The organism is Thiogranum sp. (genome assembly GCF_058323355.1).
Genome location: NZ_JBTTIO010000049.1, coordinates 1 through 21449, shown reverse-complemented (window position 1 = coordinate 21449; position 21449 = coordinate 1). Strand labels below are relative to the sequence as shown.

Annotated in this window: 20 protein-coding genes and 2 tRNA genes; 4 read left to right on the top strand and 18 right to left on the bottom strand. The window is 57.5% G+C overall.

The window, feature by feature from the left end:
* Positions 1 to 224: 224 nt before the first annotated feature.
* From ACW81B_RS06990 to ACW81B_RS06955, 8 genes are all read right to left on the bottom strand, one after another.
* Complete coding sequence (locus ACW81B_RS06990; protein ID WP_491579496.1) at positions 225 to 647, bottom strand: type II toxin-antitoxin system HicB family antitoxin; 423 nt, start codon at positions 645 to 647, stop codon at positions 225 to 227.
* A gap of 10 nt (positions 648 to 657) precedes the next feature.
* On the bottom strand, positions 658 to 873 hold the full coding sequence (locus ACW81B_RS06985; RefSeq protein WP_491579495.1) for a type II toxin-antitoxin system HicA family toxin: 216 nt from the start codon (positions 871 to 873) through the stop codon (positions 658 to 660).
* Positions 874 to 1000: 127 nt separating this feature from the next.
* A complete protein-coding gene (locus ACW81B_RS06980; protein WP_491579494.1) occupies positions 1001 to 1357 on the bottom strand; it encodes a type II toxin-antitoxin system PemK/MazF family toxin in 357 nt (118 codons plus the stop codon).
* Positions 1342 to 1614, bottom strand: coding sequence for a ribbon-helix-helix protein, CopG family (locus tag ACW81B_RS06975; protein WP_491579493.1), 273 nt, complete (start codon positions 1612 to 1614; stop codon positions 1342 to 1344). The genes ACW81B_RS06980 and ACW81B_RS06975 overlap by 16 nt, the downstream gene beginning before the upstream one ends.
* 55 nt (positions 1615 to 1669) lie before the next feature.
* Complete coding sequence (locus tag ACW81B_RS06970) at positions 1670 to 2848, bottom strand: ATP-binding protein (RefSeq protein ID WP_491579492.1); 1179 nt, start codon at positions 2846 to 2848, stop codon at positions 1670 to 1672.
* Between the two features lie 113 nt (positions 2849 to 2961).
* A complete protein-coding gene (locus ACW81B_RS06965) occupies positions 2962 to 4422 on the bottom strand; it encodes a phosphomannomutase (protein WP_491579491.1) in 1461 nt (486 codons plus the stop codon).
* A gap of 144 nt (positions 4423 to 4566) precedes the next feature.
* Entirely contained in the window at positions 4567 to 6477 is a 1911-nt protein-coding gene (locus ACW81B_RS06960) for an FTR1 family protein (protein ID WP_491579490.1), read from the bottom strand.
* A gap of 146 nt (positions 6478 to 6623) precedes the next feature.
* A complete protein-coding gene (locus ACW81B_RS06955) occupies positions 6624 to 8000 on the bottom strand; it encodes an NAD-dependent succinate-semialdehyde dehydrogenase (RefSeq protein WP_491579489.1) in 1377 nt (458 codons plus the stop codon).
* A 128-nt stretch (positions 8001 to 8128) separates the two neighbouring features.
* Here ACW81B_RS06955 and ACW81B_RS06950 point away from each other — a divergent pair, with 128 nt between their 5' ends.
* On the top strand, positions 8129 to 9067 hold the full coding sequence (locus ACW81B_RS06950) for an HPP family protein (protein ID WP_491579488.1): 939 nt from the start codon (positions 8129 to 8131) through the stop codon (positions 9065 to 9067).
* Positions 9068 to 9094: 27 nt separating this feature from the next.
* On the opposite strand, the gene ACW81B_RS06945 is transcribed toward ACW81B_RS06950, so the two are convergent.
* The 10 genes from ACW81B_RS06945 to ACW81B_RS06900 form a co-directional block, all read right to left on the bottom strand.
* Positions 9095 to 10387 (bottom strand): putative bifunctional diguanylate cyclase/phosphodiesterase, encoded by a 1293-nt coding sequence (locus ACW81B_RS06945; RefSeq protein ID WP_491579487.1) that lies wholly within the window; start codon positions 10385 to 10387, stop codon positions 9095 to 9097.
* Between the two features lie 137 nt (positions 10388 to 10524).
* The gene (locus tag ACW81B_RS06940; protein WP_491579486.1) at positions 10525 to 11760 is read right to left on the bottom strand and encodes a cyclic di-GMP phosphodiesterase; all 1236 of its coding nucleotides are present in this window, start codon (positions 11758 to 11760) and stop codon (positions 10525 to 10527) included.
* Between the two features lie 401 nt (positions 11761 to 12161).
* Positions 12162 to 12237: transfer RNA gene (locus ACW81B_RS06935), tRNA-Phe, on the bottom strand.
* A gap of 77 nt (positions 12238 to 12314) precedes the next feature.
* Positions 12315 to 12593: an oxidative damage protection protein gene (locus tag ACW81B_RS06930; RefSeq protein WP_491579485.1), complete on the bottom strand. Its 279-nt coding sequence runs from the start codon at positions 12591 to 12593 to the stop codon at positions 12315 to 12317.
* Between the two features lie 13 nt (positions 12594 to 12606).
* Positions 12607 to 13665, bottom strand: a complete 1059-nt coding sequence (mutY, locus tag ACW81B_RS06925) for an A/G-specific adenine glycosylase (RefSeq protein WP_491579484.1) — start codon at positions 13663 to 13665, stop codon at positions 12607 to 12609.
* 30 nt (positions 13666 to 13695) lie between these two features.
* On the bottom strand, positions 13696 to 14715 hold the full coding sequence (locus ACW81B_RS06920; protein ID WP_491579483.1) for an NAD-dependent epimerase: 1020 nt from the start codon (positions 14713 to 14715) through the stop codon (positions 13696 to 13698).
* Positions 14716 to 14744: 29 nt separating this feature from the next.
* Entirely contained in the window at positions 14745 to 16022 is a 1278-nt protein-coding gene (tviB, locus tag ACW81B_RS06915) for a Vi polysaccharide biosynthesis UDP-N-acetylglucosamine C-6 dehydrogenase TviB (RefSeq protein ID WP_491579482.1), read from the bottom strand.
* A 42-nt stretch (positions 16023 to 16064) separates the two neighbouring features.
* On the bottom strand, positions 16065 to 16673 hold the full coding sequence (locus ACW81B_RS06910; RefSeq protein ID WP_491579481.1) for an SRPBCC family protein: 609 nt from the start codon (positions 16671 to 16673) through the stop codon (positions 16065 to 16067).
* Entirely contained in the window at positions 16642 to 18627 is a 1986-nt protein-coding gene (locus ACW81B_RS06905) for an AsmA family protein (protein WP_491579480.1), read from the bottom strand. The genes ACW81B_RS06910 and ACW81B_RS06905 overlap by 32 nt, the downstream gene beginning before the upstream one ends.
* 46 nt (positions 18628 to 18673) lie before the next feature.
* Positions 18674 to 18747 (bottom strand) — tRNA-Gly (locus ACW81B_RS06900).
* Positions 18748 to 18820: 73 nt separating this feature from the next.
* Between ACW81B_RS06900 and ACW81B_RS06895 the strand changes: the two genes are divergently transcribed.
* From ACW81B_RS06895 to ACW81B_RS06885, 3 genes are all read left to right on the top strand, one after another.
* Positions 18821 to 19861 (top strand): hypothetical protein, encoded by a 1041-nt coding sequence (locus ACW81B_RS06895; RefSeq protein WP_491579479.1) that lies wholly within the window; start codon positions 18821 to 18823, stop codon positions 19859 to 19861.
* A 342-nt stretch (positions 19862 to 20203) separates the two neighbouring features.
* A complete protein-coding gene (thiS, locus tag ACW81B_RS06890) occupies positions 20204 to 20416 on the top strand; it encodes a sulfur carrier protein ThiS (protein WP_491579478.1) in 213 nt (70 codons plus the stop codon).
* 36 nt (positions 20417 to 20452) lie between these two features.
* On the top strand, positions 20453 to 21253 hold the full coding sequence (locus ACW81B_RS06885) for a thiazole synthase (RefSeq protein WP_491579497.1): 801 nt from the start codon (positions 20453 to 20455) through the stop codon (positions 21251 to 21253).
* The last annotated feature ends 196 nt before the right edge of the window (positions 21254 to 21449 follow it).

Genomic DNA, 21449 nt, shown 5'->3' with positions numbered 1-21449 from the left:
CGTGAAACGGGGCCGGGACTGCTGGAAACGGTCTATGAGGTTATCCTGGCGCAGCACCTGCGGGAGAATCCCTGATGAAGAACGGGATCAACCGTACTGTGAATCGCCTTGTTGAGTAAATTTTCTCTCCTTTGCGCGCTTTGCGGCTTGGCGAGAGTCCATAATCAGCTTGAATTACCCACAAATATTTCTGAAGAGCCATTTAATTTTTGCCGTCCTGTTTCCTACGCCGCCTCCACTACCAAATGCTTGCCCAGCGCCAACAATGCCGCCTGAACTTTCTCAATTTTTGAACTGTGGTCAGGGTTGACCAGGCGCCGCACGACAGCCTCGGTCACGCCCAGTCTGTCCGCAAGCCCGGTATTGGAGACGCCCTGTTCACGCATCGTTTGGTACAACGCCAGCTTGGCGGCCACCAGCGGCGGCACACACACTGGCACCTGTCCGGCTTTTGGTTGACCGGGCGCCGGAATGGCTCGCCGCTCATGAACGTAGCCGGCAAGCGCAGCGCCCAGCGCGCCAGCCGCCTCGGCCAGCGCCTCGTTGCGATCGGCGCCGTCTGTTAAGGCTTCAGGTACGTCAGGAAAGGTCACAAGCCAGCGACCCTCTTCATCCTGTGCCAGCGTAGCCGGGAATACGTATCTCATGCATCGACCTCTACTGAATATCCGCCATTGTCAGCCCGAGTTGCTTCAACATCGCCCGCAACAACCCTGAACCAATCTCTTTTTTGCGATCCTTGATCGTCGTAAAGCGCTCGCCATAGTAAAGGCGACCATGACGTCCTTTTCCCTGATGGGATTCAAACCGGACCGGAACACCGTGTTCCTTGCCGACCCGCCTGATCCGTTTGGCGAATTCAGATCCTTTCACACCTTGATATTCGTACAATTATGTACGGCTTGCAAGTCAGGGGGCTTTAATTTAGGCAGAGATTTACGATATTTCCAGGGAAATCAAATTACCAGCGCGTCTTCATCTACGAAGCTACCGGATTTTTTTACAGCCCGATCATCCGCTGCAGCCGCCGTGCTATTTCGTTGACTTCCCCGCTATCGAGCTGCGCCAGTCTCTCTTCGAGCAGACGGCGTACCGAGACAGCCCGGCAATGCTCGACCAGGGCAAAGCTGTCGGTTCGCAAGTTGTCTCGTGCCGATACCGACAGATGTAATGCCTCATAGGCCGGTTCGGAACGGCTGCTCAAGGGGCAGATAAAAACGTGTGCCGGCTGAACCTGAAGCAGGGTATCGTCGGTCAATACCACCACCGGCCTTAATTTGCCGACTTCCGCCCCCTTGACCGGGTCGAGCCGGGCAAGATAGACGCCTCCACGCGTCAGCCTCAACCCCGCCACCACGCGTCGTCGTCTTCCTCTGCAACCTTGTCGGCCAGACCTTCATCAATCGCTTCACTGAGCTGCTGGTACGAGGAATCCGCCCGCATGCTCTCGAGCGCCGCGGCCATTGCCTCGCGCTCAAAACGCGCCTCGATGCTGTCCAGCTCATGCCGCAATGCCTGCCGAATCAGTTCGGTACGGCTGACACCGATTTTTTCAGCCACTTGCTTGCTTTCCAGCGCCAGGTCATCGGGAAGATGGAGAGATATTGCCGCCATGACGTTATCCTTGCAAAAAAGATATCAAACAATATATCGATTTTTATGTAAAAGTCTACTGACGCGGTTGAAGGCTGTTGATATCCGTCCAGGGAACGACGTCAACCTCCGAGCGCCGCTGGAGCTCATTGCCCCCGTAGATCAGGGTAGCCCGACCGGTGCTTGCTTCTTCCCGTTCAGCCAGGTCACACCACTTTTTCAGTCCGGCCAGGTATTCCTGCCTCATCGTCTGCCCGGATTTGATTTCAATCGGCCGCAGCGTTCCGGCCTCGTCCAGCAAGACATCGATCTCGTTGCCGGTATTGTCGCGCCAGAAGTAAAGATTGGAGGCCAGCGCACGGTTGTAACGCTGCTTGAGTAACTCGCTAATCACCCAGTTTTCAAACAGCGCACCGCGCATCGGGTGTATGGACAGCTGGTCAACATCCTGGATACCCAACAACCAGGCGGCAAGGCCGGTGTCGACGAAATAAAGCTTCGGCATTTTAACCAGCCGTTTGCGGAAATTACGGTGATGCGGTGGCAACAGATACACGAGGTAACTGGCCTCCAGCACGGAGAGCCAGGCGCGGGCCGTATTGGCGGCAATACCGGCGTCGTTCGCCAGACTCGACAGATTAAGCAATTGCCCGGTCCGTCCGGCACACAGGCGGATAAATCGCTGAAACAGGGTCAAATCCTGAACATTGATCATCTGTCGCACATCGCGCTCGACATAAGTCGTCACGTAATCCGCATACCAGTGCAGCGGACTGACATCCCGGTCATACAGCGGTGGGTACTGGCCGCGATAGAGAAGCTCATCCAGGTCGCTGGGGGCCTGTGCGGCATCCTGCAACTCGGGCAGGGAAAATGGCAACAAGCGCACAAAACCAACGCGGCCGGCCAGTGTCTGGGTTACGCCGGACAATAAACCGAATTGTTGCGAACCGGTGAGAATAAACTGGCCACTGCGCCGATCTTCGTCGACCCGACCTTGAAGGTAGGAAAACAACGCCGGGCAGCGCTGTACTTCGTCCAGCACGGCGCCATCACCAAATCGCCCGAGAAACCTCCTGGGGTCGTCCTGGGCAAATTCCCGCTGGTCGGGATCCTCCAGCGAGACATACGGCTTTTGTGGAAAAGTGGCGCGTACCAGCGTGGTTTTGCCAGACTGTCGTGGCCCTGTTACCGCGACAACCGGGTACCCACGAGCCAGTGTCTTGACCGTTTCAGCCGCTGTGCGTGGAATCATGCCAGGAGCCTAGGCTGTTCCTTACAAATTGTCAATTAGATTGACAATTTGTAAGGAACAGCCTCCATAGCCATTCGTGCATGACTTCAGCCAGTGCCTCCTCGATTAGCACTTCACTTACGCCACGCCGCCAGCCGCTCCAGGCAGGCCCGGTTCAGCGTCTGCACCCGTTTCTGCCCGTCCGCCTCGTTATAACAGCGCAGTTCCGGCGCATTGCCGGACGGCCGCAGGTGGATGATTTCGCCGTTTTCAAAGGTAATGCGCAAACCATCGGTCTGGTCGGTGGCGCGCACGGTGCCGCACAGGTCGCCAAACAGGGCTTCAATAGCCTCGTCTGAAGCGGCAAGCGCCTTTATTTTCTGATGGGCCAGGTCGGTGGGGAAATTTTTCAACCGGTCGCTGGCGGTATAGCGCGGCGGCAATGCCGCAACCCGCTGGCTGACCGGGCAGCCCTGCTGGCGGGCGCTGGCCAGTATTGCCAGCATCGGCAGGAGCGCATCGCGGGTTGGCAGGGCCAGCAACGTCTTGCCGTTGTGCGTGACATCGGAGGCCAGCAGGAAGCCGCCATTGGCCTCGTAACCGGCCACGGGGGATTCGCCGGCTGCCAGTGCCTGGTTCATCTGTTCAATCACATAAGGCGAACCGATACGGGTGCGGTAAACCCTGTCAAACCAGCCGCAGGCTTCCACCACGCTGTTGCTGCTAACCGGCGTAACCAGTGTTTTAATATCAAGGAAGTGCGCACAGAGCACGCCGACCACATCGCCACGCAGCCATTCGCCGCGCTCATCGGCGATCAGCGGGCGGTCAGCATCACCGTCGGTCGAGACGATGGCGTCGAATCCCTGCCCGGCGGCCCATTGGCGACCCAGCGCAACATCTTCCTCGCGAATGGCCTCGGTATCGACGGGGATGAAACTCTCCGAGCGCGCCAGCGGCGTAACCTCGGCGCCCAGCGCCTGCAGGATGACGACCAGCAGATCACGGGCGACGCCGGAGTGCTGATACACACCGATGCGCATACCGCCCAGGCAGTCCGGGTCGAAGAAATCGCGATAGCGCGCGAGGTAGGCGCTCTCCGCGGCCGGGTCGGGGGGTGGCAAGGCGTTTTCGTCGATCACCGGGAAAGGCTCGGGCAAGGTCACCGTCTGCTCGCGGATCCGCGCCTCATCACGCTTGAGGATTTCGCCCTCCGGCCGGTTGAATTTGATGCCGTTGCGGTCGTCAGGAATGTGGCTGCCGGTGACCATGATAGAAGCGTTATTGTGTTGCATGGCATAAAACACCACCGCCGGCGAGGGCAGTTGCCCCGTGTAAACCGGTTTGAAACCGGCATCCTCAACGGCCTTTGCCACAGCCGCGAGAATACGCGGCGTACTCGGCCGCAGATCTCCGGCCAGCAGGATTTCACCCGCCGGCTTCAGGGCGCCGTCTGCCTCCATGGCCTGGATGAAGGCACGTGTGTAGGCGTAACACACCGGGTTAGTCATGGCCTCGACAGTACCGCGCGCGCCGCTGGTGCCGAAGGTGACGCCGCTGTGATCCATCAGTTCGCTGATTAACCATGCCGTCATATCAGGGGCTCTCTGAATTTATTTGTCAGTTAGTCACTGCTGTCCCGTTAACTTCACACCGTCATGCCGGGCCTGTTCCGGCATCCAGGAAGTCGTTGAAACCACTGGATTCCGGCCTGCGCCGGAATGACGATTTCGAATGAATCAGCTTCCCCGGGAAGAGGCGACAGACCGGCGCCTGGACGGCAAACCGTACCAGAGGAACAGCGCCAGCAACAGCAGCCCCAGTTGCAGGGCAAGCCCCTGCAGGTTCGGGTAGATGCCAAACAGATCGAAGCGCGGGAAGTTGACCGGGTTGACCGGGATGTAACCGGCCTCCTGCAGGGCCGCGACACCCTTGCCGGCAAAGATCAGCGCCAGCACAAACATCAGGATACCCGTAATACTGAAGAACTGGCGCAGCGGCAGGCGCATGCTGTAACGCATCACCAGCCAGGCGAGTACCACCAGCACACCGACCGCGGTAGCAAAGCCACCCAGCGCCATGCTCCTGCCCGCCTCGTCGGTCTGCGCCCACAGCGCCTGGTAGAACAGGATGGTTTCGAACACTTCCCGGTACACGGTAATAAACGACAGGCCGGACAGGCCCCACAGCGCACCGGCGCCAAGCGCCTTGCGCACGTTATGCTCGATGAACTGCCGCCACTGCGCCGCATTGGTTTTGTCGTGCAGCCAGAAACCGACATAGAACAGTACCGCGGTGGCGGTCAGTGCCGCCACGCCCTCGGTGATCTCACGGCTGGCGCCGCTGATCTCGATCAGTGAGACCGATGCCCACCAGGTCAGGAAGCCCACTGCCAGCGCCCCGATCCAGCCGTAATGTAAATAGCGCATGTTGTTGCGGTGTTCGGTCTTGACCAGAAACGCCGCCAGTGCGGCGACCACCAGCAAGGCCTCCAGCCCTTCGCGCAGCAGGATGAAGAAGGCGCTGGCAAACGCTGCCGTGCCGGACAGGCTGCGCCCGCTCAGGCGCTGGCCCGCCAGTTCAAGTTTGCCCTTGATATCGATGACGGCAAGCTCAAACTGATCGGCCGGTACGCCGTTGCGAATCTGGTTGCGCAGCAGGGTCATGGCCTGCTCGATCTCCAGCCGGAGTTCGCTATCGACCGCGTTGAGCCCCTGCTCGACCAGTTCGAAGCCTTCCAGGTAGGCCTCTACCGCCATGCGATAGGCCTTGTCACGGTCACCGGCCTGGTAGGCCGTGACAACGTCGTCCAGCCGGTGCAGGGAAAAGTCCAGCGGCGAACGGTTGGAAAACAGCGCGGCCGGGTTGGCGCGCAGGTAGGCCATCATCTCGCCGCCCGCAGGACCGAATTCAAGTTCTGCCTCGGCAGGTGTCAGCACGGTGAGCTTGCGAATATCCTGCAAGGGAGCCAGTTTGGGGTCGGAAAAGTCCGCCCCGCCGCCACTGCGCTGTTGCTGACTGACAGCCAGCTGTCCAACGTAGAAGGCCAGTGACCAGCGGTCCCCGGCGGACATCTCGTGGAACGGTGTCATCGCCGTGTCCGGCACGCCCTGGGTAATGGTGCTGTAGAGACCATAGAGGTTACGCTGTGCATAACGCGCGCGGTCCGTGAAGTCGATGGGGGGTGGCTGCATGCCGGCGGCCAGCGGACCGTCTCCCGCACCCGTGACGCCATGACAACTGGCGCAGTTCTCGCTGTAGAGTTGTGCACCGCGCAGCAGGTCCGGCGCCTTGCGCGGCACCACAGTCACCTTGTAACCGTCGATAATGGCCTTGCGCATGTCGCTGGTCAGACGGCGAATCTCGACCGGGTCAGCTTTGGCCGACACACGCTCGGCCAGCCGGGCGCCAACTTCGGCCAGTGTATCCCGTGTGCCGCCCTCAGGCAGGCCTGCAATCTGCTGCACAATGCCCCTGGAGAAGTCCTGCATTTCCGCGAATTCAGCGGCATTGATCACTTCACCGTTACGGACAGCCTCACTGTAGTCGACCCCGACGTAATCAATGAGCTGAAGGAGCTGCTGGATATCGCCAGCACGGGATGTAAAGGACAAGACCAGCAGTGACAGAAGCAGGACGACATGTTTCATGAGAGGTACAGACAATCCGGGGGAAATGAGGCCTTAAATTATAATGATTCGCATTTAGATTGCAAACAGCCCTGAAAGCATCGTGGCTATATGTAGTGGTGGATGCCGGCCTGCGCCGGCATGACGGGGTTTCATCGGGGTTTCCCCTAATCGAGCCTGTTCACCCACACGGCGTGCACATTCACGAATTCACGGATGCCGTGGATCGACAGCTCGCGACCATAACCGGAATTGCGGATACCGCCAAACGGCATGCGCGGGTCGGATTTGGACATGTCGTTGACGAACGCGGCGCCGGACTGGATGTCATCCGCCGCAATCCGCTCACCGCGCGCCAGGTCTTCGGTCCAGACCGCACCCGCCAGGCCAAAGTCCGTGCAATTGGCGACCTTGATGGCCTCGGTTTCGTCTTTTACCCGGATCAGGGTCGCGACCGGGCCGAACAGCTCCTCGGACCAGGCGGCCATGCCTTCCTCGACACCGGCCAGCACCGTTGCCGGGTAGAACGCCCCCGGCCCGTCAGGGATCTCGCCACCGACCAGCAGCCTGGCGCCGCCCTGCAGCGTGCGCTGCACCTGATCGTGCAGCCCGTCGCGTAAATCCACCCGCGCCTGGGGGCCGATATACACCCCTTCCTCGCCCGGATCACCCATTTTGAGTTTTTTCACTGCCGCGACGAATTTTTGCTCAAACTCGTCATAAACCGCGTCGACGACAATGAAACGCTTGGCGGCGATACAACTCTGCCCGCTGTTCTGGAAGCGCCCGACAATGCCGACTTCAACAGCCTTGTCGATATTGGCATCTTCCAGCACGATAAACGGGTCGGAACCACCGAGTTCCAGCACACACTTCTTCAGTACCTTGCCGGCCTCGCTGGCCACGGCGCGACCCGCCGCCACGCTGGAGGTTATGGTCACGGCGGCAATACGCGGGTCGTGGATGACTTTGGTGGTTTGCGGCACATCGATAATCAATGAACGGAACAGGTGTTCCGGTAAACCGGCCTCGCGGAAAATATCCTCGATCAACAGGGCACAACCAAAGACATTGGGGGCGTGTTTCAGTACGGCGCCGTTGCCCGCCATCAACGACGGCGCCGCGAAACGGAACACCTGCCACAGCGGGAAGTTCCACGGCATGACCGCCAGCACCACGCCCAGCGGCTTATAGGTCACGAAACTGTGATGCGCTTCGGTCTCCACGTCTTCAGAAGCAAGGAAGCGCCCGGCATTGTCAGCGTAGTAGTCACAACCCCATGCGCACTTCTCGACTTCGGCAAGGCCTTGCGGCCAGACCTTGCCCATCTCGCGCATCATGACGTCTGCATAGGCTTCCTTGTTCCTGCGCAGCAGTTCGGCAACTGACTTCATCAACCGGGCACGTTCAGAAAACGCGGTGCCGGCCCAACCCTGCTGTGCAACATGACACTTCGCCAGTATGCCCTCCACCTCTTCGGGGGACATCTCTGTGTAGCTTTCCACCTTCTCACCGTTAGCGGGATTGATAATATCGAAGGCCATTCGCGTCTCCTTTGCCTGTAAACCTGTTGTGCCAACTCTAACACCTGTGCCTGGCGTGTAAACCTTCGTGGCGATACTGGTACACTGGGCACAGTAACTCACGACTATCAAATCTGCGGGAAATTCACATGAACCGGCAACCTGAACGCCTGCTTCAGACACTCGGCATTGAACTCAGCCCGGTCACGCATACCGAACGCCTGGTCGCCACAGCCGGCGGCGCCCTCGGCATCTATCTCATTCTACTGGTCAGCACCCGGTTTATGGCGCTCGACGCAGCCTTGCTGATTGTCGCCTCCATGGGTGCATCGGCCGTGCTGTTGTTTGCTGTCCCGCACGGCCCGCTGGCACAACCCTGGCCGGTCGTCGGTGGTCACCTGATCTCGGCTGCCGTTGGCGTCACCTGCGCGCAACAAATCCCTGACATGCTGCTCGCCTCCGCACTCGCCGTAGGACTCGCCATTGGCGCCATGCATTACCTGCGCTGCATTCACCCGCCTGGTGGCGCGACTGCGCTGTCAGCTGTCATCGGCGGACCGGTCATACATGATACAGGCTATCAATACATATTGACGCCTGTCGCGTTAAACGTGGTGGTTATCCTGGGTGTAGCCTTTCTGTTCAATTACCCGTTTGCCTGGCGGCGTTACCCGGCAATACTCAAGCCGCAGCCGGCGCAACGGGACGAGGAAAGCTACACAAGCATAGCGCACGAAGACCTTGTTTATGCCCTGGCCGAAGTCAACTCTTTCATCGACATCTCCGAAAGAGACCTGCTGACCATCTACGACCTCGCCACTCACCGTTCCAGCACCCGCTCGCTCGACCCTGATTCACTCAAGCCCGGCAGTTACTACAGCAACGGAAAATACGGAGCAGACTGGGCTGTTCGCCAGATTATCGATGAGTCGCGCAGTGACGACCCGGACAAGGATCTTGTTATCTATAAAACAGTGGCCGGAAAAGGCTTGCGCAAGACAGGCTTCGCCACACACCGCGAATTCGCCAACTGGGCGAAACACGAAGTTTACCGGGATGATGAGAATTGGCGGCGGGTTGAATCATAACGGCCCACACCCGGCGCAGCCTCCCCGTTACGCTGGCGCATCAGCCTTGTGCGCAAATGCTTCCAGCCATGAAGGCAGTGCATCAACTGGCATCGGGCGCGCCATGTAAAACCCCTGCCCGATCTCGCAACCCATACAGGACAGCATGTCATACACACGCTGGTTCTCGATACCCTCGGCCACCACGTGCATATCGAGATTGTGCGCAAGATCGATAATCGACCTCACGATTTTGCGATCCTGCTGGTCATCCGCCATGTTCAGCACAAAACTTTTATCTATTTTCAACTCTGATACCGGCAGACGTTTCAGGTAATCAAGAGACGAGTACCCGGTCCCGAAATCATCAATCGACAGGGTGACACCCATGTCATGAATCTTTACCAGAATATCGAGCGCTGCGCGCGGGTCAGCCATCATGGCGCTTTCCGTAACTTCTATCACCAGCAGCGAAGGATCGACCCCCCATATATTGATGGCACGGGCCAGCAGATCCACCACCTCATTCGACTCCAGCAACCTCGCTGAAAGGTTTATGGATAGTGTGGCTGACGAACCTTTCCGGCAAAACGCGGCACACTCCCGAAGCGCCACATTGAATGACCAGTAGGTCAGGTTCTCGATCAGGCCACAGGATTCTGCCACCGGAATAAACTGGTCCGGCCCGATCCAGCCCAGCTCTGCATGCTGCCAGCGCACCAGGGCCTCAAAGCCACTGACGGAACCGTCCCGCATGTTGATCTGCGGCTGGTAATATAACTGCAAATCATTGCTGTCCAGCGCTTCGTGCAGTTTCGCGCGCAAATCGGCATGGGTCCGCCGACCTTCACGCAAGTCGCAGTCGAAGAACAGCAAACGCTTCCCCTTGTCGCGGGCTTCCATGAGCGCGGCATTCGCCGCCTCCAGCATCGAATCAGCGTGCTCTACCTGGTCCGGATATACCGCTGCACCGCCCTGCGCAACAATCGATAACACCTTGCCTGATACCTCAAAACCTTCATCCAGTGCGTCCAGCATTCTGACCAGTGCAAGGCGCGCAACCTGTGCCGATTTAATGCCTTCCAGCAGCACAGAAAATTCATCGTTTCCGATGTGAAACAGCTTGTCGCCGGTCTTCAGAATGCGCTTGATACGTTCGACCAGCTGCGCAAGCACCCTGTCGCCCGCATCAAACCCGAAGTCGACATTGACCTCACGGAAACGACGCAGGTTGATAACCAGCAAGGCACATCGTCGGCCATCGGATGAAGCCGCACGAATCGCATCGCTAACACAACCCGGAAGTTGCTGACGATCGAGACAGGCTTCACGAAACGGCACGAGGATGACCGACCTGATTCATCGTTAAGGAAGGCCTGATTAATTCGTCATCCCGGCGCAGGCCGGGATCCAGATCATTCAACACCCTGGATCCCGGGCTGCGCCGGGATGACGATTTCGAATTAATCAGGGCTTCCTTAAAGATAGTAGTCACTGATATCAATCCCGTAACTGCCCGGCGGCAGTGGACGAAGAATCTCGATTGTTTCATCGTTCTCATTGCCTGACTCTTCTATCAGGTCGACAACCGGATTGAACTCCAGGGCGATCTTGTCGCTGTCGAGCACCAGCATGACTCTGGGCCTTAACCGGCGCACCCGGTTCTGGGAAATCACGATACCCACCTCACCCGTTGTTAGTTCAACCAGGGTGCCTGTGGGAAACAGGCCGATACACTGGATGAATTGCTCCACCATGTCCGACTGAAAGTCCTTGTCACGCCACTCGTAGATCATCTGCACCGCGTCATAGGCGGAAACGGCCTGACTGTAGGCGCGATCACTGATGATGGCGTCATAACAATCCACCAGCGCCGCAATACGCCCATTTACCGGTATCCGGTGTCCGGGCACCTGGTTCGGATAACCCATACCATTGTGGCGTTCGTGATGGTGCATCACGGTGGAAATCACTTCTGCGTTTGAGCCCTTCATCTCACTGACCATCCGTGCGCCAAATTCAACGTGGCGCCTGACCAGTTCATACTCGCGATCGGTCAGACGGCCGGGCTTCTTCAGTAAATCTTCAGGCAGCTGGAGCTTGCCGATGTCACACAACAAAACCCCTACTGCGAGATTCTCCAGCGCCAGCTTTGGAAAACCCAGATGACGACCGAAGGCCACGGCCAGACCACAGGCGTCAACACAATGTGCGTAGGCATAACTGTCCTTGTCCTTCAGGCGGCTCAACAGCATGAACGCGTCAGGGTTACGGATAATACTGGCGATCATGCTGCTGACCGACTGGCGAATCGCTGTAAGTTTGATACTGCGCCCCGCCCTGAGCTCACCCAGAATATTCGTTACTACATCGACCAGCCGCGAACGGGTTTCACGGCTTGCGCCGATTTCCTCTTCAACCGTGGTGACCAACGGGTAAACGGGTGTCTCGGGAACTGACCTGAAAACCTGTGCGCCGGTGTCTTTTTCACCGCGGGAGATGATCTTGTCGAGTCTCCTGGTGGCCGCCATGCCCTTTTCCACGTCGATATAGACATAGTCACAATGACGCCGCAGTTCCTCGATATCCGCAATTGTGGTGATACGGAATCCCTGAAACAGAAAACGGGTTTCCAGCCATGGGCGATCCAGGCGAGCGACATACATGCCCACCTTCACATCTTCGATACCGACCTTTTGTTCTGCTGAATTCACTGCCGCCTGACCGGAATATCATTATATGTTTTACGATATCGGCAGAAACGCAGCCTGATTGAGTGCTCAATAACGCGCCTTTTCTTCAAGGTCTGTCGATAGTCAATTACAGCGGTTCTGTTCCCTGATTCAGAATCCCCGGATAGCCGTCATATACGAACAGGCGCCGATGCAGCCGGTCGGCCCAGCGCCTCGACCCTGATTCGGGCCCTCTCAAAAAGTGTATTGACTCAACTGATTGAATGGCACTAAGTTAAGCTTTAATCCCGTCGTTAAGCTTTAATCCCGTCATTCCGGGCTTGACCCGGAATCCAGTGGTTTCAACGACTTCCTGGATGCCGGAACAGGTCCGGCATGACGGTGTGAAGTTAACGGGACAGCAGTAATCTCATTGATAAATATGGTGGCCGGGGACAGAATCGAACTGCCGACACGAGGATTTTCAATCCTCTGCTCTACCAACTGAGCTACCCGGCCGGAAAGGAAGCGCGTATTAAACAGGTCGACCCAGCAGGCGTCAAGCCCGAATGCCGGGAATCGGGATAATTGACTGATTAATCATTTGTTTCCGGGGGAACAAACCCCTCCGGGGCATCACCGCCGTCGCCAAAAAAGAACTTCTCCATCTGTTCTTCCAGGAATTTTCTCGCCTTTGGGTCAACCGGCGAGAGTCGGTTTTCGTTGATCAGCATGGTTTGCCGGCCCATCCACTGCTGCCAGGCTTGTTTCGATACGTTTTCGAAGATACGTTTGCCAAGCTCGCCGGGGTAGGTCTGGCGATCCAGCCCTTCGGCTTCTTTTCCCAATACCACACAATTTACCATTCGGGCCATGCCGGGTGTCTCCTCAACTGGATTCCTGCAGTGTCTGTAACAGACGTTGAACGGGCGCCGGCAATCCCAGCGCCCCGGGTTGCCCGGTGTTATACCAGACTCCCCCGTCACCATCCATCACAGAAAAAACCGGGTTTTGCAGCCGGGCAACACAGGGTGTGATATCCAGGTGGAAATGGCTGAAGGTATGACGCAACACATCACCTACCTGTATATCGGCCTGCAGTGCTTTTTCATCCAGCCAACCACGCATCACTGCGGCATCCTCAAACTCCGGAAAACTCCACAAGCCCCCCCATATGCCGCGGGGTGGACGTTGCTGCAACCACACGGACTGTCGTGAATCCTGTAATAACAACATGTGCACCTTGCGCACCGGCAGCGTTTTGCGCGCCCGGGGCGAAGGCAGATCACGCTGGATACCCTGCTGTCTGGCGACACAGGTTGCGTGCAACGGGCAGCACGTACAATCCGGCGTACCGCGCCGGCACAGCGTGGCGCCGAGGTCCATCATGGCCTGATTGTAGGCGGCAACTTTATACACTGGCGTGGCCGCTTCGGCCAGCGACCACAACTCACGCAATACAGCACCGCTTCCCGGCCAGCCATGCACAGCGTGATAACGCGCCAGCACCCGCTTCACATTACCGTCGAGGATGGCATGCCGCTGATCACAGGCCAGCGAAAGAATGGCGCCGGCGGTTGAACGGCCAATACCCGGTAGCGCCTCGACCTGTTCAAACCGGTCGGGGAATACCCCATTGTAGTTGTCACGCACCTGCCGTGCCGCCTTGTGCAGGTTGCGCGCCCGGGCGTAGTAACCCAGTCCCGACCAATGGTGCAATACATCATCCTGCGAGGCATCGGCGAGGCTGATCACATCGGGGAAACGCGACATAAAACGTTCATAAAAGGGTATAACGGTTTTCACCTGGGTCTGTTGCAGCATAATCTCCGACACCCACACCCGGTAAGGTGTCGGTTGCTGCTGCCAGGGCAGGTCCTTGCGACCATGACGCTCAAACCAGTCCAGTACCTGTCTGGCAAAATCCCTGTGCGCACGAGCCGTCATTGAACCCGGGGCCTGCTGGCCGGATCCGCGCTATTGACCACGACCAATCTTGTAATAGTCACGGTACCAGTCAACAAAGTTTGCAACACCCTGCTCAACGGACATATCCGGCTTGTAGCCGACATCGCGAACGAGGTCCTGTACATCGGCATAGGTGTCGGGTACATCACCGGCCTGCAAAGGCAGCATGTTTTTCTCTGCCTGCATGCCAAGACAGTCTTCCAGCACTTCGATATAGCGCATCAACTCGACCGGCTCGTTGTTGCCAATGTTATAGAGTGCATAGGGTGCGGTGCTGCTCGCCGAGTCAGGGTGGTCGCCCGACCAGTCCGGATTGGGTTGCGCAACGTGATCCAGCGTGCGAATAACCCCTTCCACGATATCGTCGATATACGTGAAATCGCGACGGTGCCTGCCGTAGTTGAAAACATCGATGGGTTCACCGGCGAGGATCTTGCGCGTAAACAGGAACAGCGCCATGTCGGGGCGGCCCCAGGGGCCATACACGGTAAAAAACCTGAGCCCCGTGGTCGGCAGTCGATACAGGTGGCTGTAGGTATGCGCCATCAGTTCATTGGCTTTTTTGGTCGCCGCATAAATACTGACGGGGTGATCGACATTGTCGTGCACGGAGAACGGCATCTTTGTATTGGAGCCGTACACTGAACTGCTGGAGGCATAGACCAGGTGCTCGACATCGTTATAACGGCAACCTTCAAGAATATTCATGAAGCCGACAACATTGGTATCAATGTAGGAGTTCGGGTTTTCCAGTGAGTAACGCACGCCAGCCTGCGCGGCAAGATTGACGACACGGTCCGGCTTGTACTTCCTGAACACCCCGGCGACCCCGTCGCGGTCTTCAAGATTGATGCGGACATCGGTAAAACCCGGGTTATCCGTGACACGCGCCAGTCGCGCCTCCTTGAGCGAGGGGTCGTAGTAGTCATTCAGGTTATCGATACCTATGACTTCGTCGCCGCGCTCCAGCAAACGCATGGCCAGGTCATTGCCTATAAAACCGGCTGCACCGGTGATCAGAACTTTCATGTTATTTTCCCGAGTCAAGCATTAAAAAATCAAAGCCTGCCATCGACAGCATCGGCCGGCAGTATGTGTTTTACATCATAAAGTACGCTCTTGTGCTTGCCGAAGGCACGAATACCTGCTTCCCCCAACTCGCGAAACCCGTCATGGGCAACCGCCAGCACAATGGCATCGTAGGCACCTTTTTCCGGCGCTTCAACCGGGCTGATGCCATGTTCACGTACGGCTTCATCGGCATTGACCCATGGATCATACACATCGACATTAACGTTATAACTCTTCAGCGCCTCGACCACATCGGTGACACGTGTGTTACGCAGGTCGGGGCAGTTTTCCTTGAAGGTCAACCCCATCACCAGTACACGTGAGTCACACACCTGTATACGGGAGCGGTTCATCAATTTGAAAACCTGCTCCGCCACGTAGGTACCCATGCTATCGTTGATTCGCCGCCCGGCAAGTATGACCTCCGGGTGATAGCCGGTCTGCTGGGCCTTGTGCGTCAGGTAGTAAGGGTCGACGCCGATACAGTGCCCGCCCACCAGGCCGGGGCGGAATGGCAGGAAATTCCACTTGGTACCTGCCGCTTCCAGCACTTCGAGGGTATCGATACCCAGCCGGTTAAAAATCATTGCCAGTTCGTTGACCAGCGCAATGTTGATGTCGCGCTGTGTGTTCTCGATCACCTTGGCAGCCTCGGCGACACGAATACTGCTAACCTTGTGTGTACCGGCCTCGATAATTTTTCGATACAGCGCATCAACAAAATCAGCCGCTTCAGGTGTGGAGCCGGAAGTGACTTTCACTATATTGCTCAGGCGGTGTTCCGTGTCGCCCGGGTTGACACGTTCCGGACTGTAACCGATGAAAAAATCCCTGTTGAACATCAGGCCGGACGTTTCTTCCAGGATTGGGACACAGATTTCCTCCGTTGCACCCGGGTAGACGGTCGACTCAAATATGGCGATATCACCTGACTTGAGCACCTTCCCCAACGTACGGCAGGCGGATTCCAGCGGCCCAAGATCAGGGCGTTTGTATCGATCAACCGGTGTAGGTGCCGTGACAATAAAAACGTTGCAGCCGGCCAGATCATCAATCCGGCCGCTATAGTCCAGTTGCCCGGCCTTTGCCAGCGTATCGGCATCGACTTCCCGCGTGCTGTCCTTACCTGATTTTAGTTCGCTGATACGCCGTGCGTTGATATCAAACCCGAGGGTTGGCATCTGCCGGCCAAATGCGACTGCCAGTGGCAGCCCCACATAACCAAGACCAATAATACCGATTCTTGCCTGTTCTGCGGTCAGCACGCCTTACCTCGAATGCAGGGATTCTCCCGCCGGGGACGGGTGTTATTTTGCCGGCGTATTGTGCGGGAGTGTTGCAGGAAGCGCCACCCGTTCCAGGTTGCGCACGGTTTCCAGCGCCTCGGAACGGAGTTTTCGCTTGATCAGCCAGGGACCTATTATGGGTGGTATCCAGAAGTCCGGCCGCACTTCGGCACGAATCAATACCCGCGTACCTTCTGGCTCCTCCCACACATTGATGCGTGCATAACCGTGTTTGAAATCACTGAGTTCAGGAATCACAACGGCCGTGACAGAACCATCCTGTGACTCAATGACATTCTGCACCTGCTCGATACGCTTGCAGTAGAGCCATACGCAGGCCAGCGTCACTGTCCTGACCTGGTAATCACCGACCTTGCGTTCCAGCAGGATCTCGCTGGATTCGATAGCCGGGTTCACGCGGGACAGGTGGTTATAGTCCGTCAACAGGCCGCGTACTTTGGGCTCCGGCGCATTGACCAGTGCATCGACCTCGACAAAGTAGCTACCGCTCTGGTGGGTGACCAACGCAGTGTAGACTTTACCGGCCGCCGCGTTGAACGCCCAGAGTGCCAGCCAGAAAGCGGCGCCCGCCGCCAGGCTAGCGGAACAGGCCTTTGAGTGAATCGCCAAACTGTTTCTCCAGTTTTTTCTCGAGCTTTTTCCTGACCTTTTTCTTTATTTCCTTCTTCACCGCGTCCTTGATGACTGTATCAAGCTTTACCTGGTATTCCGGCTCGGCGAATGTGCCACTGATTTGCACCGGGATGGCGATACCACGCAGTTCTTCCAGTTCCTTCCCGCTCTGGCCTTCCAGGCTGCCAACCAGCTTGGCAGTCAGCAGGTAGTCAATGGTCTCTGCGGGCAAACTGACCTTGCCTTTACCGTCAACCCGCAGTAACGGGCTTTTGGCTTTCAGGTCATTGTTACGGATAACGCCATTGGTGACAGTCGCCGTGCCACTCAGTTCAGAAAAGTCGGTCTGCTCCGGTTCATTGGTGGCTGGCAGCGACTTACCCTTGACCATGGCCTGCGCCTTGCGGATCAGGCGAATGAGATTAATGCCTTTCACAGCGCCGTCAGTAAATGCAAAGGCCAGCTTGCCGTTCAGGGTGCGCCTGAATTCTTCCGGCGTTTGTCCCTTTGCCGTGAGCCTTGCACTGACTTCAGCGGTGCCCAGCAACCGGTCCTGATCCATCATGTCCTTCAACAGGGGGCCTGCCTGTACACCGGACAGGGACTCATCCAGTGAAATCACCGGCTTCGCTCCGCGAACATCCAGTGTGACGTCACCCTTGTACTGACCTTCGTACAGGGACGCTGTGGCCGGGAATACGCGTACTACGCCGTCCTTCGCTTTCAGCTGGATGGTAATATCCTGGCTGTGCAGTTTCGCCGCCCTGAGTTTGCCAATAGACAGGTTACCGGCAACATCCAGCGCACGCAGTGTGTCCACCGGAATCATCCCGGCGCCAGCTGCAGCGGCCGCGGTTGGTGTTGCCGGCGTTGCTTCCTGCTGTGGCGGCAGGTAACGATCAATATCTATTGCATCCAGACTGATATCGAAACGAATCGCAGGCCTGGTGAAGTTCGCCACCGACAAGTTACCGTTGATCGTAGAATCATCCAGCCGGATGCGAATATCGGACAACTTCACACTGCTGGTTGTCGCTGACAACTTCAGGCCGGCATCGGCACGCCCCAGCACAACAGGGTCGGAAGTTTCCGGCACCACCACCCCTAACGCAGCCATCAGGTTTCGCGGCACGAACTCTTTTATATTCAGTTCACCCTCAAAACGGGCATCCCCGAGAATCTGTTCTCCGGACAGCCTGCCTTCCAGCACCAGATCCGCAACCTTGAAGCGCAGATCTGACAGTTTCAGAGTCTGTTGCTCCGGATCAACCGCCAGGTCGAAGTTCAGCTTTGGTGAAAACCCGCCCTCAGGCAAACCGCTGCCAGCCACCGTCATCGACAGGGAAACCGGGACACTTTTCCCTGAACTGATTGCACCAGTCTTAAGATTAAAATTGTCAACCTGGTAACGGCTGCCAGAGTGGCGGTCGTCCCAGACAATACTCGCGTCAGTGATCTTCACACCACCGATGGCCAGACCCGCCAGGGCTGGCGCAGCACCGGTGCTTTCAGGTATTTCCCCGGCAGGCGCTGCTTCTGTCGCCTTGCCGCCTGCAAGATCCTGCCAGTTGTTGCGGCCGGAGCGGGCCGTTTCCAGTGACACCTGCAAACCACGAAGCACCACCGTATCCATGACCAGCTTACGCGACAGCAGCGGCAACAGTTTTACACGGATCTGCACCTGCTCAACCCGGGCGAACGGACGGTCTGAAAAACCCTCGGCATTGGATAGCGCGCCCGGCCCGACCCGGATGCCCAGCCAGGGAAATACCGACAACGCCAGGTCGCCCTCGATCGACAGGGTTCTGCCAGTGCTTGATTCAACCGCTTCGGCAATCCCGGGTTTGAAGTCATTCGGGTCGATAATCATTGGCAGTACGATAATCGCCGCAACCAGCAGCACCAGCAAGACGCCAATGCCCAGGCCTGCCACACGAATCAACTTACCCATAGCAACTCCTGTAAACGGTGAACCCGCGGGAAACTCCGAATGAAAATGGAGCGGGTGATGGGAATCGAACCCACGTTTGAAGCTTGGGAAGCTCCAGTTCTACCATTGAACTACACCCGCGCTCAGGCACGCCAGCAGTGTACAGAATGCCGGGCCATTGTGTCGATACGCGCAGCCCGCCACCCGGGCAGTCATGTTACATTTAACCCCGGATATGTATACGCAACACCCGACAGAACATTTCCGCTACCGGCTGTTCTGCCTGTGCAGGCAAGCCGTATGCCTGCCATCCCTGACGATCTGCCTGGTCGCCGGCGCACAGGCACAGGAACTCCCCGGGGGAATGCCGGTAAAACCTGCACAGACCTCCCGAATCGACCGGATTCATACCAGCATGGCCGAATCCGCCAATATTGCCGCGCGCTGGTTCGATTCATTTTTCGAGGATGAACGGTATATTGCCGAGGAAGCCTCCAGCCGCATCCGCCTGCGCCCTTCGCTGTTACTGGAAGAGGGAGAAAGCGCCAGGCTGAAATTTGCCGTCGGCGCCAGGCTCAACGTACCGCGTTTCAACCGCAAACTGAAGCTGGTTGTCAGCGATGAAGGCGACAGCGCAAAAGACAGCCTCGACTCACAGCGCTTTACAACACCTGAAACCAATGACACCAATATCGGGCTTCAGTTTATCGTGCGTGACAAGGACCGGCTGAACACCAACATGACTGCGGGTGTAAAGCTGGGCGGAGGCCACGGCGTTGATTTTTTCATCGGCCCGAGGCTACGCAAAACCTGGCATTTGAATCTCTGGCAAACACGCTTTACCGAGCGAATCCGCTGGTACACCGATATCGGCTGGGAATCACGAACCCGGCTGGATTTCGAACGCATTGTCCACAAAACCTGGTTCTTGCGCGGCACGCTCGATGTGCGGCTCAGGGAGGACGATTTCGATGACTCGGGCCTGCGTTACGATATCGGCCCGGCACTGACACACAAGCTCAGCCGCCGTACCGCCATTGAGTACAGGTGGAATACCAGCCTTGTGACACGACCCCGACACCGTGTCGAGGAAACCGGAATACGGGTGCGCTTTCGACAACAGTTCTGGCGCAACTGGCTGTTCTATGAAATCAACCCGCAGCTGGTATTCCGAAACGACGATAACTTTCACGCCACACCCGGTATCGAGTTAAGACTGGAAGCCTCGTTTGGCGGAATCGATGAAAAACCGTGAAGTACTGCAAGCACGGCAAACCAGCCGCACAAATCACCGTACATGTCCTCCACAAAACGCAGTCGCCCGTCAGCGGCAAGTGCCGACTCACGCTCACCAGCCCTTCACCCAGTGAAGCCTGGTCAAAACTCACCCAGTCCACACCGTTGCGCAGGCGGATGGCCACCCGGTCACCGGGATCAAAGCCCTCCGCTGACAAGGCCGAACGCCAGCGTTCAACTCACAGGCCGTCCAGCGTGCCTGCCGTTTCTACGGTTATCAGATCTTCCTGCCAGTCGACCATACCCGCTATTTGTGCATGGAATCTCCGCCGATGCAACTTTTACGGTAGAATGCAGCAACATGGAACTGGTCATCAACGGCGAACCGCAACAGGCACCGGAAGGTACGACAGCTGCCGCCCTGCTGATCCGGCTGGGGCTGGAGAACGAGCGGCTGGCAATGGAAGTCAACCAGGAAATCGTGCCGCGCAGCCAGTTTGAAACCTTTACCTTCGCACCGGGTGACCGGATCGAAATTGTGCGCGCCATCGGTGGTGGCTGCGCAAAACCCTAACTCTTCCGCTTTCAGGAGCGTCTCATGTCTACCGTAATGAAATCCGCCAGCCCGACAACCGCAGACCCGCTGATGATCGACGGTGTCGCATACCAGTCACGACTCCTGGTCGGCACGGGCAAGTACAAGGACATGGAAGAAACCCGGCTGGCCATCGAGGCCAGCGGCGCAGAGATCATTACCGTCGCCATCCGCCGCACCAACATCGGCCAGAATGCCAACGAGCCAAGCCTGCTCGACGTGCTGCCACCGAACCGCTATACCTACCTGCCCAATACCGCAGGCTGCTACAGCGCCGAAGACGCTGTGCGCACCTGTCGGCTGGCGCGCGAACTGCTGGATGGTCACAACCTGGTCAAGCTTGAAGTGCTGGGCGACGAGAAGACGCTGTTCCCGGATATTATCCAGACGCTGGAAGCCGCCGAGACACTGATTGCCGATGGCTTTCGCATTATGGTCTATACCAATGACGACCCGATTATCGCCAGGCGTTTTGAAGATATGGGTTGCGTAGCGGTCATGCCGCTGGCCGCACCGATCGGTTCGGGACTGGGTATTCGCAACCCGGGCAACATCCGCACGATTGTCGAGAACGCCGGTGTACCGATCCTGGTCGATGCGGGTGTGGGCAGTGCGTCGGATTCCGCCATTGCCATGGAACTGGGGTGTGACGGGGTGTTGATGAACACGGCGATTGCCGGTGCGCAGAACCCTGTGTTGATGGCGTCGGCGATGAAGAAGGCGATCGAGGCCGGGCGTGAGTCGTTCCTGGCGGGGCGTATTCCACGCAAGCGGTTTGCGAGTGCTTCTTCACCCGTAGATGGACTGTTTTTCTAGTTTTTGGGTTGATGATTCCGTCACGGGCTGGTTCTGTTTTTTTCAGATGATGGTTTGCCCGCTGCGCGGGTTCCCTGCGCTTCTCGACGTTTTGCGCGCTCGCTAAACTCGCCATTCGCGCTACCGCGCGAACGGCTCAGACAACGCTCGCTCAATCGCAAAACGTCTGCGATGCTCGGCTGCACCAAGCATCTGA